Here is a 13,115-nt window from a genome sequence, read left to right as displayed (position 1 = left end):
CAGTTGCGGTCGCTTCGCTCATCCGCCGGTGGCGATCGTCAACACCTTGAACGGCGTGGTGATGACGATCTCGGCAACCGAGCCGACGGCCTTGCCAAGGCCCTGGCCGAGGTTGTTGAGCTGCACTGGGGGTTCGTCCGACGCCAGGCCGGCCGGGGCCCGCAGCCGGTCGCCGAGCAACTGAACCAGGATCGGATTGTCGGCGAATTTGGCGTGGTTCAGCCGGTCGCCACCCTTGGTCTGGCTGAGATCGACCACAGACACGCCATAGCTGGCGAGATCGGCCGCGTCACCATAGTCGCCGACGCGGGGCTTGTCGCCCGAGATCAGGGAAGACAATTTGAGTGCCCGGTCGTCCGCGGAAAGCAGGATGGCGAAGGGTTTGTCCGGCTTGCCGTAGCGGATCATCTGTTTCTTGAACACGTCGACGTCGATGTCGGGCGAGGCCAAGATGACATAACCAAGCTTGCCGTGGAGATCGCGGTCGCCGGTGATGGCAAGCTGGCGCAGCGCCTCCATGGTCACCCATGTTCCCATCGAATGGGCGACGATGTCGATGCTCTTGGCCCGCGTCTTTGCCAGCATCCTGAGCGTTGCCTCGAGGTCGTCACGCGCCGCGTTGGCGCTCTCCTTGTCGTAGATGTAGCCCGTCGTCTTGCCGCTCGAAGCCCAGGAGAACAGCACCGGCGTGCCCGGATATTTCGTGTCGTGCGCGATCTGCGTCAGCCGGTAGATGCCGTCGTCGAAACCATTGTTGAACCCGTGCACGAAAACCAGCGCACGGTCGCCGCGCATGGCGATGTCGGCACCGACCGCCTTGGCGAATTGCGGCGCATCCGCATAGAACGCGACATCCTTGGCGGTGAAGTCCTTGGCTGGATTGCTGTTGGCAGACCCTCGGACACGCTCGATCATGCCGACCTTGTGGCTTTTCGGCACGGTGACGTCGACCCGGGCGAAGCTGGTGGTCAAGGAGCGATCGCCGTCGAACACCTGCCGCGGGTCCTTCGTCGCCTTCTGGCGGGTGGTGGCGACGAATATCTCGTGGGTGGCCGCGATGTCGGACGCGGGTACGGCAACCATAGTCCTGTTCAGCAGATCGTGCGTGTTTCGGCCGGCGCAGCCTGCGACCAGCAGCGCGAACGCAATGACGACGAAACTCTTCGAATGCACCGTCACACGCCGGCTCCCGCAAAGGAGGACGTCAACGCGTGACGTCGCTGGATATTTCGATAAGGCCAGAGGCCGGCGCGGTCCAGTTCAAAGTTGGTCGGCACCTTCGCAAGGCCAAGCGGGCCACGCCAAGCCGCGGCAATGCATCTATTGCCCGAGCAGGCTGATGCGGTCGGTCACGTCGCGGTCGCTGGCAAATCCATCGTCTTCGCGCAGCCGTTGGCCGATCATCTTCACCAGCGCGGGATTGTCGGCGAATTTCGTATGGTTGAAACTGTCCGCTCCCTTGATCTTGGAGAGGTCGACGACGGTTACGCCGTAGGATGCAAGGTCGGCGGCGTCCTTGTAGTCGCCGACGCGCGGCCGCGCGCCGGCGATCAGGCCAGAGAGCCGGAGCGCGCGGTCATCATCGGACAACAACAGGATGAACGGCTTGTTGGGTTTGCCATAGCGGCGCATCTGGCTCTTGAACACGTCGACATCGATGTCGGGCGATGCGAGCACGACGTCGCCGAGCTTGCCGCCGAGATCACGGTCGCCGGTGATTGCGAGCTGGCGCAGCGTCTCCATGGTCACCCAGGTTCCCATCGAATGGGCGACGATATCGATGCGCCGCGCGCCGGTCTGCGCCAGCATGCGCAACGTCACTTCGAGCTGGTCGCGCGCGGCGCTGGCGCTTTCCTTGTCGTAGACATAGTCGGTAGTCTTGGCGCCGGATGCCCAGGAAAACAGCACGGGCGTGCCGGGATAGCCGGAATCGTGGACGATCTGGGTCAGGCGGTAAACGGCGTCGTCGAAGCCGGTGTTGTAGCCATGGACGAAGACCATGACGCGGTCGCCGCGCGCCGCGATGTCAGCACTCAGCGCACTGGCGAATTTCGGCTGGGTGTCGTAGCCGACGACCTCGGAGGCCATGAAATACTTGGCCGGATCGTTCGACTTGCCGCGCGAGCGGCGTTCGATCTGCCCGGTCTGGTGGATGCCGGGCACGGTGACGTTGACGCGGGCGTAGTTCAGCGTGGCCGATCGCTCGCCGTCGAAGACCTTGTTCGGATCGTCGGATTTCTTGCGCGTGGTGGCGATGAAGATGCTGTGATTGCCGGCGATCTCGGTCACCGGCGCTGCCACGATGGCGCTGCCGAGCAGTTCCTGGGTCTGCTGTCCCGCGCAGCCCGCGACAAGCAAGGCTAGGCCAATGGCAAAAATCGTCTTCAACGGCACGTCTGAAATTCCACTCCGGCCCGAAAAGGCCAATCGCCTCCACAAGTCTCCCCCGACAGGGCAAGTGCGGCGGAAGTAAGTCGTGTCCAGCCGAAAAGCGGTCGGCGTACGGCGACCGCCGCCGCAGTGTTGCACGAAAGCCAGACTGGCATCAGGACGGGCCCCGACGGGCCTTGGCACCCGCATGGATTTCAAGAATTACATGAACAACCATCCCCAACTAACGGCAAATATATCACGAAACGCCGACGACTTGGGAACATGAGTGACCGGGCAATGGTTTCACGGGGCCGCCTGTGCAATAGACGGAATCGGGTTGCTCGGCGGCAAGGCTCGCGACAAACGGTCGTTCCGTGGTCAATCGATGATAGACATTCCCAAACGACATGCGTTCAAGGTGGCCCCGATGACCAGCTTCTCTTCCCGCGTTGCCACCGCTGCTTCCGCCATCCGCCGGATCTTTCCGGAAACGCCGCTGCAGGAGAACGATTATCTGTCGAAGAAGACCGGCGCGCGGGTATTTTTGAAGCGCGAGGATCTGAGCCCGGTGCGCTCCTACAAGATCCGCGGCGCCTTCAACTTCTTCCGCAAGGCTCTGGGCGAGGGCAACCATGCCGAACTGTTCGTCTGCGCTTCCGCAGGCAACCATGCGCAGGGTTTTGCCTTCGTCTGCCGCCATTTCGGCAAAAAGGGCGTTGTGTTCATGCCGGTGACGACGCCGCAGCAGAAGATCGACAAGACGCGGCTGTTCGGCGGCGACTTCGTCGAGATCAGGCTGATCGGCGATTTCTTCGACGATTGCTATCGCGCCGCCATTGAATTCACAGAAAGCGCCGGCGCTCATATGGTGCCGCCCTTCGACCACAAGGACATCATCGAGGGACAGGCGACGGTCGCCTATGAGATCGCCGACCAGATGCCCGGCGCGGCATGCCCGACATTGTCGTGCTGCCGGTCGGTGGCGGAGGTCTGGCCGCAGGGGTGACGCACTACTTCGCCGATCAGGGGCGTGAGGCGCGCTTCGTCTTTTGCGAACCGGCAGGGGCGCCAAGCCTGCGCGAGAGCCTTGCGGCGGGAAAACGACTCAAACTCGCCAAGGTCGACAATTTCGTCGACGGCGCGGCGGTCGCCGAAATCGGCCGTGAGCCCCTGCGGCACCTCAAGGACTTCGCCGCCGAGACGGTGCGGCTGATCCCGGAAAACCGGCTCTGCGCGACCATGATCGAGATGCTCAATGTCGAGGGCGTGGTGCTGGAGCCGGCCGGCGCGCTGGCTATCGATGCGCTGAAGGATTTTTCCAGGAAGGAAATCCGCGGCAAGACCATCGTGGCCGTGGTTTCGGGCGGCAATTTCGATTTCGAACGGCTGCCGGACGTCAAGGAACGGGCACTGCGCTTCGAAGGCCTGAAGAAATACTTCATCATTCGCTTTCCGCAGCGGCCGGGCGCGCTGCGTGACTTCCTTGAAATGCTTGGGCCGGACGACGACATCGCCCGCTTCGAATATCTGAAGAAGTCGGCACGCAATTTCGGCTCGGTTCTGATCGGCATCGAAACCAAGGATCGCCGCAATTTCGACCTGCTGAAAGCGAATTTCGAGGCCGAAGGCGTCCAGCATCAGGATATCACGGACAACGAGACATTGGCCGGGTTCATCATATGAGTGGAAACGTCTTCATCGCCCTGTTTTCAGGCATCAATGTCGGCGGCAACCGCATCGTCAGGATGGCGGACTTGCGGGCATTCTTCGAGGATCTCGGCTTTTGCGACGTCGCCACCTACGTGCAGAGCGGCAATGCCGTGTTTCGGTCGGAGAAGGGGGACGCTGCCACGCTGACGAAAGAGATCGAGGCAGCCTTCGAGAAGAAATGGGGGTTCCATTCGCGCATCATGGTGCGCGATCTCGGCTGGGTCGAACGGCTGGTCAGGGAAAATCCCTATCCGGAGATTGCCGAGGAGCCGACAAAGCTGCACGCGTATGCGCTGGAGCGCGCGCCGACCGCCGAGGAGGTGGCACGGCTGGCCGAAAGATGTACGGGTCCGGAGCGGTTCGAGATCAAGGGCGACGTGCTTTACCTGCATGCACCCGACGGACTGGGCAAATCGGTGTTTGCCAATCTCATTCCACGCACGCTGAAGGTACCGGGCACTGCCCGCAACTGGCGCTCGGTGCTGGCGCTGCTGGAGATGGCCGGCAAGTCCGGCGGCGGCTGATTGATGCCTGCCGTAATGCGCAAAGAAGAGCCTATGCCGCCTCGGCGCGTTTCCAGTCGAACGTCAGCTCCTCGCGAAACGCAAAGCGTTTGATGTGGTCGGCGACGACGCTTTCAAGGCGCTCGATAGAGCCGGGGTCGTCGCTCGATACGGTGATGTGCAGCGCAGCTCCATCGGCATCCATGATGGTGCGGCCGAGCGAAAGGTCGATGGCGCCATGGTTGGGATCGAATTCCACGGGGAATTTGTGGGCCCAATGTTTGCACAATTGCTGCAGATAACGGCTTGCATGTGCGGTGGTGACATCGGCATGGCTGATCGTCATGAAGGGATCTCCGAGGGTGAAACGCACGAAACGGCGCCCGCTTTCGAGGCGGGCGCTATCGCCGCATAGATAGGCGCAACCTCGCCCGCCGCCATAGGCCGGCTGCCGACCGCTCGAAAAGGTGATCGATCACCAGCTTCCGGTGTTCGGCATCGACGCCCACGGTTCGGCCTTTGCCTTCGCCGGACCTTTCTGCAGAAGTTCGATCGAGATTCCGTCCGGCGACTTGACGAAAGCCATGTTGCCGTCGCGCGGCGGCCGGTTGATGGTGACGCCGCTGTCCATCAGCCGCTGGCAGGTGGCGTAGATGTCGTCGACTTCATAGGCGAGGTGGCCGAAATTGCGGCCGCCCTTGTAGTCTTCCGGGTCCCAATTGTAGGTGAGCTCGACCAGCGGTGCTTTCTCGTCGATGCCGCTTTGCTCGTCTTCCGGCGCGGCCAGGAAGATCAGCGTATAGCGGCCCTGCTCGTTCTCGTAGCGGCGCACTTCCTTCAGGCCGAGCTTGTTGCAGTAGAAATCGAGCGAAGCATCGATGTCGGCGACGCGGACCATGGTGTGCAGATAGCGCATGTGATTTCCTCGACTTGTTGGGTTGCGGCGCAACATAGGGGTGGGCCGTCCAAAGGGCAAATCCCAGGCGGCCGCCGGCGCCGCCAAAGAACAAATCCGGCATTCGCATAATGAGCCGTGAAAAAAGGCACGTCAGGTCTTGCACACACCGGAAGCCGCAGTGTTAATCTGGTGTCAAGAATCAGTTGCGGTGGTCTTGAAAAAAGGGGGCATTCTTATGGGGGAAAAGGCCTCTTTGACGGGGCGGTCCGAAACCCTTGGCGACGCCATGAAGCGCGACGAAGGCGGCGATGCTGTCGATCTGACCGAAATATCCGGCGCCATCAAGTGGTTCGATGTAGCCAAGGGCTATGGCTTCATCCTCCCGGATGACGGCGTTTCAGGCGACATCCTCCTCCATGTGACATGCCTTAGACGGGATGGTTTCCAGACTGCTCTGGAGGGAGCGCGCGTTGTCTGCCTCGTCAAGCAGGGCGAGCGCGGATTGCAGGCTTTCCGGATTCTCTCCATGGATGTCACCACGGCTGTCCATCCGGCGGAAATGCAGGAGCAGCGCACACATGTCTCGGTGACGCCGGAGAGCGGGCTGGAACGCGCCTTGGTGAAGTGGTTCAACCGCACCAAGGGGTTTGGTTTCCTGACGCGGGGCGAGGGCACCGAGGACATTTTCGTCCATATGGAGACCTTGCGCCGCTACGGCATCACCGAGCTTCGGCCGGGGCAGGTCGTGCTTGTCCGCTTCGGGCGCGGCGACAAAGGCCTTATGGCTGCCGAAATCCATCCCGATATGGGAACCTTGCCGGTCGCGCATTAGGGCGGTTGCCGAGGATTTTCGCATGACACATAGGAACTGGCTGACGGCGGGCGCAATGTGCGTCCTGGCTGCCGTCATCGTCGCCGCGGGCGCCTATTTCTATTCGCCTGCACCGACGGCGGCCGACAGCCGGGTGATGACCTTGCCGGTGGACCCGACGCCGCTGGTCGTGGCGACGAAAGGCGGAGATCGCTCCTTTTCCATCGAAATCGCCGACACCGACGCTGAACGCGAGGCCGGCTTGATGTATCGCCAAGATATGGCAGACGATCACGGCATGTTGTTCGTCTTCGACATGCAGCAGCAGGTCAACTTCTGGATGCAGAACACGCCGATGCCGCTTGACCTGGTTTTTATCGGCCAGGATGGCAAGATCCGGGCGGTCAAGCACGGCGAGCCGCAATCCCAGGCCCTGATTTCGCCTGGCGTCCCGGTGCGCTTCGTGCTCGAGCTCAAGGCGGGCACCGCCGCCAGGAACGGCATCGGGTATGGCGACTTGGTGCGCCATCCGGCCGTTGACACTATATCAGGTCCCGGGGTGCCGCCATCGGACAATGGCGATGCGCCGAACGGCGGTGGCGGTTGAGGACGCGGACAGTATAGCCGATGCAGTTTTTTTCCCATGACGGGTTCGATATCGCCTTCCTCGATCGCCAGCCGGGATCGGGCCGGGGCGATCCTGTGCTGATGATCCATGGCTTTGCATCCAGCCATTACGTCAACTGGGTTTCGCCCGGCTGGTTCAAGACGCTGAACGATGCCGGCTACCGTGCCATTGCGCTGGACAATCGCGGCCACGGCTCGTCATCGAAAAGCTACGAAGAGGCAGATTACACCCCGGCCCGGATGGCCTCGGACGCGGCTGCTTTGCTCGATCATCTCGGCATCCAGCGCGCCCATGTCATGGGCTATTCGATGGGCGCAAGGATAGCGGCATTCCTGGCGCTGTCGGATCCCGACAAGGTCGCGACGCTGGTTTTCGGCGGTCTCGGCATCGGCATGATCGACGGCGTCGGCGATTGGGATCCGATCGCGGCGGCCCTTCTTGCCGACGATCCGGCCAAGACCACCCATCCCCGCGGCCGTTCGTTCCGCGCCTTCGCCGACCAGACCCGCAGCGACCGCCGGGCGCTCGCGGCCTGCATCGCCACGTCCCGCGAGTTGCTGAGCGAGGACGAAATTGCCCGGATCGCCCAGCCGACGCTGATCGCCGTCGGTACCACGGACGATATTGGCGGCTCGCCCGACGAGCTTGCCGCGCTGATGCCCAACGCAAAAGCTTTCCACATTGAGGGCCGGGACCATATGCTGGCCGTCGGCGACAAGACCTTCAAGCAGCGTGTACTGGAATTCTACGCCGAAAATCCGCTTTGAGCGGTCATTGTCCGGCGTTGGGCCTTGAGCCAGACGGCATTTGCGATCCCGGGGTTTAAATTATTCCTTAAGCGCTTCGAGCGACCGGGCAAGGTTCAGCCTGGCCTGCGGTTCGAAGCGCCGGCGGAATTCCTCGCTGTGGAAGATGTGCGGGCGGGTGAGGAAGCTGTTCAACACCGCGCCGCGACCGGCCCGCCACATCGGCTCCTCCACCCATTGATATTCGGCGCGGATCGCGCGCTCATAGGCGTCGAATGCATCTGGCGGGGCGCCGAGGATCGACAGGTCCATGTCCAGGAAAAGGGCGGCGTCGTGCGTCGCGGTCATGTCTTCGAAGACCGGCAACCGGTGTGTCGCGGTGGCAAGGATCATGGCGCTGATGCGGCCGAGGCGCTGGGCGTCGATGCGGCCCGCGAGCTTTTTTTCCGCGAGCGCCGCGCTTTGCGCCTCATTGTCCTTGGCCCGGCTGTCATAGACGGCGTCGTGGAACCAGATCGCGGCCTCGACGGCCTCGGGATCGCCGAGCAGCTCCCGGTATTCACTGGCCAGCGCCAGCATCGCCTCGATATGGGCAAGGTTGTGGTAGTGGCGGTCCTTGTCCTCGTAGAGGGTGGAAAGCTCGCGTTTGAGGGCATCGTCGAGCAAGCGTTCATTTTCCATGGCGGCTTGAATTCCCGCGAACCAAATCCATTTGACAAAGCACTAAGGAAAATTGAGTTCAATCGTGCTATGATCTGGCTTATATGTGCGGCCCGACATTAGGCAAGGCGGCAGGACGACGTCGATGAACAGCATCAGCATTTCCCGACACAGCGCGTTGCAGCCGGTCGATCCGATCTGGCGCTCGATCCGTGACGAAGCGATGGACGCGGTCAATCGCGACCCGCTGCTCGCGGCCTTCCTCTATTCGACCATCCTCAATCAGGAGAGCCTGGAGGAGGCGGTCATCCATCGGCTGGCCGAGCGGTTGGCGCACCAGGACATCGGCTCCGATCTCATCCGCCAGACCTTCAAGTCGATGCTGGCCGACGACAAGGATTGGCCGACCACGGTGCGTGTCGATATCCAGGCCTATTACGACCGCGATCCGGCCTGCGACCGCTTCATCATGCCGGTGCTCTACTTCAAGGGGTTTCACGCCATCCAGACCCACAGGCTGGCGCATTGGCTGTGGAACCAGGGACGCAAGGATTTCGCGCTCTATCTGCAAAGCCGTTCGTCCTCGGTCTTCCAGACCGATATCAATCCGGCGGCCCGCATCGGCAAGGGCATCTTCATCGACCACGCCACCGGTCTGGTCGTCGGCGAGACAGCGGTCATCGAGGACGACGTGTCGATCCTGCACGGTGTCACGCTCGGCGGCACCGGCAAGGCCGGCGGAGACCGCCACCCCAAGATCCGTCGTGGCGTGCTGATCGGCGCCGGCGCCAAGATCCTCGGCAATATCGAAATCGGCCATTGCTCCAAGATCGCCGCCGGTTCGGTGGTGCTTTCGCCGGTGCCGCACAACAAGACGGTCGCGGGCGTGCCGGCTCGCGTCGTCGGCGAGACCGGTTGTGACCAGCCATCGCGCCAGATGGACCAGCTTCTGCCGTCGCAGACGATGGACCAGGTCGTCAGCTTCGACATCTGATTTTTACCGCGGGGCGTCGCGGAGTTCCGCACTGCTCGCGCCGGCGGCTTCGATTGCCGTGCAATACGGCGAGCTTGCCTTTACATGGCCATCGTCGACGTGTCAGAAGCGCCGTTCAAACGAGCAAGCCCGATGATCGGAGAAGACTGTTGAAGCCTGACGAAATCAGAAAGCTGGACGCCTATTTCAAGCGCGTCTTCCAGAACCCCAAGCTCGAGGTCAAGGCACGGCCGCGCAAGGAGGATTCGGCCGAAGTCTATGTCGGCGACGAATTCCTCGGCATCGTCTTCAAGGACGAGGATGACGGCGACTACAATTTCTCGATGGCGATTCTCGACATCGATCTGGGCTGATCCTACCGTCCCATGGCGACGCCGGACGCAAACGCGGCCGGCCTTCCCGTCAATGTCCCGCCTTCAGGACACGCCCGGCCTCGGCGGTGATTGCCGCGTCAAGGGCCTGCCAATCCCCCAGAAATTCCTTCGGGAAGCGATAGGTGAGGCTGAGATCCTCGCCGACATGGATGTCGCGCTCGCAAGGCGCCAGCGATTGTTCGGCTGCCGGCCCACTCAGGCAGCGGGCCACGAACGGGTCCTTGCCGGGCCGGTTGCCGACAACGAGCACCTCGTTGAGGTAACCTGATTTCGCGTTGAAACCGTAAATCGTCGTGCCGCCCGGACCTGCCGTGCCGGGCTGCACGATCAGCGCGCTGTAGATCGGCCCGAAACGTCCGCTCATGTCGCGAGACATCATCTGCTGTTCGAAGGATAGGAAGACGATGCTTTTGGTTGGCCCCGTGTGATTGAAATCGCGGCGGGCAGCTTCGCTGTAGCCATCCATCTGGGGGTAGCGCAGGTAGAGGTCGAGCCGCGAGGCGATGCCGTCGCGCCGCGCCTGCTCGAAACGGATGAAGTTGGCCGGCACGGCGATGACATTGTTGCCGATCACCACCTTGCGCATCGTCGCATCATCCGTGTAGCCGGCCATGGCGATCGAATGGCCGAACCATTTGCCGGCAAGGCTGATTGCGACCGACAGCAGGGCGAGTGCTGCGAAGGCGTAGAACACCCGCTTCATCAGCGTGGAATCGACCACGGTGAATTCGGGATCGTCGGCGATCGCTGCCTGCTTCATCTCTGTCCCCGGATTCCTGTCCCGTGACGGCACGCATCGCACGGCACGGCTCTTGCAGTCCTCCCAGCGACTGTGCGATTTCATGGTAAACGGAAGGTAAAGATGGGCCCGGTTGAGCTAACTGCGTTCGCTTTTCTTGTCGGGTTGACGGCTTGCGGGCTGGTCGGATCGGCGATGGAGTTGGTTGCCGGGCGCAAGGTCGCGTTCACCGAGCCTTATGTGTCCTCCGCGCACGTACTGCGTTCGCTCGCCGCCACCGCGTGCGCCGGGCCGTTCATGCTGCTCAACGATGCCTTGGACGCCCGCCGCGAGGGTCGCATTTCGTCGGTGGCGCTGATCTCCTGCGGCTGCACGGCGGTGGCCTGGATGCTGGCGCTCGGCGTCGTCCTCGTCGCCATTGCGTGTTGGGGGGCTGCCAACCTAGGGTCGTTCGACTTCCAGGCTTGAGACGAATCGGAGACCGGAAATGCCGCTTTATGCGATCGATGGCAGCGAACCAAGCTTCGCGGATGCGGACTCGAACTGGATCGCGCCCGATGCGACGCTCATCGGAGACATCAGCATCGGCCGCAATGCCGGCTTCTGGTTCGGCGTCGTCATCCGCGGCGACAATGAACCTGTCGTGATCGGCGCCGACACCAACGTGCAGGAGCACACGGTCATGCACACTGATCCCGGCTTTCCGTTGACCATTGGCGAAGGCTGCACGATTGGACACCGGGCTATGCTGCATGGCTGCACCATTGGCGACAACAGCCTCGTCGGCATGGGCGCAATCGTGCTCAACGGCGCCAGGATCGGCAAGAATTCGCTGGTCGGCGCCGGCGCGCTGGTCACCGAAGGCAAGGAATTCCCGGACAATTCGCTGATCGTCGGCTCGCCGGCCAAGGCGATCAGGGTGCTGGACGAGACGGCGATCGCGAGGCTGCGGGCCTCGGCCGCGCACTATGTCGCCAACGGCAAGCGGTTCAAGGCGGCGTTGAAGAAGGTCTGAGTCTCCGCCAGAAATGGCGGAGCCGGCCCGGGGACGGGGCCGGCTCCTTAGACCCGGTCGTTGGGACGGGGAGGGTGGGGACTCGACCGGGTTTCTCCTTAGGCGCATCGCGTTGATGCGTAGCGCCTGGTCTCTGGTTCAAGCGTGCCGGTCCCCCAAAGCTGCGCGTTGGTCGGCATGGATCGACGCCTCAGCGGACGCTGGCGACCGCGTCGGCACGGCCGTCGTTGATCGTCACCCATACGCCGGAGTTGGTATCCGATTGTCGCTTGAGGTAGGTGTAGTCGGTGTCCGTCCAGGACAGGACCTTGGTTTCCAGATTGTCGAGGATGAACTCGCCGAGGCTGGTGCGCACAGTCAGCACCGCGTGGCCGTCACCGTTCGGCTGGCGCGCGACCGTCATCAACAGGTTGCCGGCCGGAACGCCGGCGTCCATCAGCTCGCGGCGCTTTTCCAACGCGTAGTCCTCGCAATCGCCATAGCCATTGTCGGGATAGGCCCAATATTCCTCGACGCCGTTGTTTTCCATGTCGGTGCGCGGCTTGACGCGGGTATTGACCGAATTGTTGATGCTGACGATCGTCGCCCACAGCTTGCGGGTCAATTCGACCGGCGCCCCCTTAGGTGTCCGCTCGCTGCACTCGCCCGGTATGCGCCGGCAGAATTCATAGTGGCCGACAGGCTGTGTGGTGCGGCCGCCGGTGTGCATATAGGCCGGTCCCGCGGCATATGCTGATCCCCAAGCGGAAAGCTGCATCGCCATTGCCATCAGCAACAGCTTGCCCCTCGTTTTCTTCATTGTTTTTGTCTCCCCGTTCGAAGGAGACATTGCCACAGGTGGATTTATTCGACGCAAAAGCGCGCAGTAGATATTGAGTAAAACGCCCCTAGAATAAGTATCAAATTTGAAACTTTTGAACGGTCAATCGTTTAACGTTTCGGGAACTGAAGTGCCTCGAATTGCGCTGTCGTGAAATATAAAACCGGCCGCGAGGGCCGGTTTTGATCTGGACGCTGTTGGGGCTTCAGGCGCGCGGCGTGTTGAATTCCGAATCGAGCGTCTCAGGCCGCTGGATGACGGCGAATTCGATGGCGACGCCATCCTCGAAATGACGCACGATCTGTCCGCGCATGGTGCCGAGCATGACCTGGACGCCGATCGCCGGCTTGACGTCGATCTCGATCGCCGCGCCGGAGAGCGACAGGTCGATGATGCGGCACTGGTACTGACGGCCATCGGTGAGCTGCAGGATGCTGGTCGGGTTGCGGGGGGCAACGCGCTCGTGGCGGCGGTCTTCGGGCAGATCGAGTTCGTGCTTGTTGGCGAGCCACGTCAATTGCGCGGCGAGCTTGTCCTTCTTGCGGTCCGACGCAATCACCGTCATTGCGAAACCGTCCTGCAAGGTGCGGGTGACGACGCCTTCTATGCGGCCGATATGGTCGATATAGGCGATGACCTTTTCGCCGGGCATGCCGATGCGGTCCGTGCGAAGCGCGACGTTACCCGGCGACATATCGACGACCTGGCAAGGATGTTCGGTGCGGTCTTCCAGCATGAAGCGCCCGTATATCTTGACCCGGACGCGCTGAAAGTTACGTCTCTCAGCTTGGGACGGCGCGTAGTCGACCGCCGCTGACCTCATGACTGCCTACACCCCGTTTGG

General features: G+C 62.2%; 16 protein-coding genes and 1 pseudogene. 9 read left to right on the top strand and 8 right to left on the bottom strand.

Going from position 1 to position 13,115, the window contains the following annotated elements; genetic code table 11:
- Positions 1-18: 18 nt before the first annotated feature.
- A complete protein-coding gene (locus tag LB533_RS08255) occupies positions 19-1,179 on the bottom strand; it encodes an alpha/beta hydrolase (protein WP_140637953.1) in 1,161 nt (386 codons plus the stop codon).
- Positions 1,180-1,320: 141 nt separating this feature from the next.
- On the bottom strand, positions 1,321-2,394 hold the full coding sequence (locus LB533_RS08250) for an alpha/beta hydrolase (protein ID WP_140637954.1): 1,074 nt from the start codon (positions 2,392-2,394) through the stop codon (positions 1,321-1,323).
- A 406-nt stretch (positions 2,395-2,800) separates the two neighbouring features.
- Between LB533_RS08250 and ilvA the strand changes: the two are divergent.
- Positions 2,801-4,056, top strand: a pseudogene (gene ilvA / locus LB533_RS08245) (threonine ammonia-lyase IlvA).
- Positions 4,053-4,607 carry a DUF1697 domain-containing protein gene (locus LB533_RS08240; protein ID WP_140637956.1) on the top strand — a complete coding sequence of 185 codons (555 nt, stop codon included), beginning with the start codon at positions 4,053-4,055 and terminating at the stop codon, positions 4,605-4,607. The pseudogene ilvA and the gene LB533_RS08240 overlap by 4 nt, the downstream one beginning before the upstream one ends.
- Positions 4,608-4,638: 31 nt before the next feature.
- Here the strand turns inward: LB533_RS08240 and LB533_RS08235 are convergent, their stop codons facing one another.
- Positions 4,639-4,932: a DUF2218 domain-containing protein gene (locus LB533_RS08235; RefSeq protein ID WP_140522099.1), complete on the bottom strand. Its 294-nt coding sequence runs from the start codon at positions 4,930-4,932 to the stop codon at positions 4,639-4,641.
- Between the two features lie 129 nt (positions 4,933-5,061).
- Entirely contained in the window at positions 5,062-5,502 is a 441-nt protein-coding gene (gloA, locus tag LB533_RS08230) for a lactoylglutathione lyase (protein WP_140522101.1), read from the bottom strand.
- A gap of 268 nt (positions 5,503-5,770) precedes the next feature.
- Between gloA and LB533_RS08225 the strand changes: the two genes are divergently transcribed.
- From LB533_RS08225 to LB533_RS08215, 3 genes are read left to right on the top strand one after another with little or no spacing between them, the layout of a single operon-like run.
- Entirely contained in the window at positions 5,771-6,316 is a 546-nt protein-coding gene (locus tag LB533_RS08225; RefSeq protein WP_181169246.1) for a cold-shock protein, read from the top strand.
- A 22-nt stretch (positions 6,317-6,338) separates the two neighbouring features.
- Positions 6,339-6,902 (top strand): DUF192 domain-containing protein, encoded by a 564-nt coding sequence (locus tag LB533_RS08220; protein WP_140637958.1) that lies wholly within the window; start codon positions 6,339-6,341, stop codon positions 6,900-6,902.
- Between the two features lie 20 nt (positions 6,903-6,922).
- Positions 6,923-7,690 carry an alpha/beta fold hydrolase gene (locus LB533_RS08215; RefSeq protein WP_224556752.1) on the top strand — a complete coding sequence of 256 codons (768 nt, stop codon included), beginning with the start codon at positions 6,923-6,925 and terminating at the stop codon, positions 7,688-7,690.
- Positions 7,691-7,750: 60 nt separating this feature from the next.
- On the opposite strand, the gene LB533_RS08210 is transcribed toward LB533_RS08215, so the two are convergent.
- Positions 7,751-8,350 (bottom strand): hypothetical protein, encoded by a 600-nt coding sequence (locus LB533_RS08210; protein WP_140637960.1) that lies wholly within the window; start codon positions 8,348-8,350, stop codon positions 7,751-7,753.
- A 124-nt stretch (positions 8,351-8,474) separates the two neighbouring features.
- Between LB533_RS08210 and cysE the strand changes: the two genes are divergently transcribed.
- Both cysE and LB533_RS08200 read left to right on the top strand, forming a co-directional pair.
- Positions 8,475-9,323 carry a serine O-acetyltransferase gene (gene cysE, locus LB533_RS08205; protein WP_140493699.1) on the top strand — a complete coding sequence of 283 codons (849 nt, stop codon included), beginning with the start codon at positions 8,475-8,477 and terminating at the stop codon, positions 9,321-9,323.
- 149 nt (positions 9,324-9,472) lie between these two features.
- Positions 9,473-9,676, top strand: a complete 204-nt coding sequence (locus tag LB533_RS08200; RefSeq protein ID WP_019857879.1) for a DUF3126 family protein — start codon at positions 9,473-9,475, stop codon at positions 9,674-9,676.
- A gap of 49 nt (positions 9,677-9,725) precedes the next feature.
- Here the strand turns inward: LB533_RS08200 and LB533_RS08195 are convergent, their stop codons facing one another.
- Positions 9,726-10,457: a hypothetical protein gene (locus LB533_RS08195; protein ID WP_140637961.1), complete on the bottom strand. Its 732-nt coding sequence runs from the start codon at positions 10,455-10,457 to the stop codon at positions 9,726-9,728.
- 102 nt (positions 10,458-10,559) lie between these two features.
- Between LB533_RS08195 and LB533_RS08190 the strand changes: the two genes are divergently transcribed.
- Positions 10,560-10,904, top strand: coding sequence for a DUF6949 family protein (locus LB533_RS08190; protein ID WP_140637962.1), 345 nt, complete (start codon positions 10,560-10,562; stop codon positions 10,902-10,904).
- Between the two features lie 19 nt (positions 10,905-10,923).
- Positions 10,924-11,451 (top strand): gamma carbonic anhydrase family protein, encoded by a 528-nt coding sequence (locus LB533_RS08185; RefSeq protein WP_140637963.1) that lies wholly within the window; start codon positions 10,924-10,926, stop codon positions 11,449-11,451.
- Between the two features lie 190 nt (positions 11,452-11,641).
- Here LB533_RS08185 and LB533_RS08180 read toward each other — a convergent pair whose 3' ends face one another.
- Both LB533_RS08180 and LB533_RS08175 read right to left on the bottom strand, forming a co-directional pair.
- Positions 11,642-12,250: a transglutaminase-like cysteine peptidase gene (locus LB533_RS08180; RefSeq protein WP_224677006.1), complete on the bottom strand. Its 609-nt coding sequence runs from the start codon at positions 12,248-12,250 to the stop codon at positions 11,642-11,644.
- Positions 12,251-12,476: 226 nt separating this feature from the next.
- Positions 12,477-13,094 (bottom strand): PilZ domain-containing protein, encoded by a 618-nt coding sequence (locus LB533_RS08175; RefSeq protein WP_140548770.1) that lies wholly within the window; start codon positions 13,092-13,094, stop codon positions 12,477-12,479.
- Positions 13,095-13,115 lie beyond the last annotated feature (21 nt).

The sequence above is a fragment of the Mesorhizobium sp. BR1-1-13 genome (genome assembly GCF_020165515.1).
Classification (GTDB): Bacteria; Pseudomonadota; Alphaproteobacteria; order Rhizobiales; family Rhizobiaceae; genus Mesorhizobium.
The sequence above is the reverse complement of the archived record's forward strand: the minus strand, read 5'-3'. Positions and strand labels throughout refer to the sequence as shown.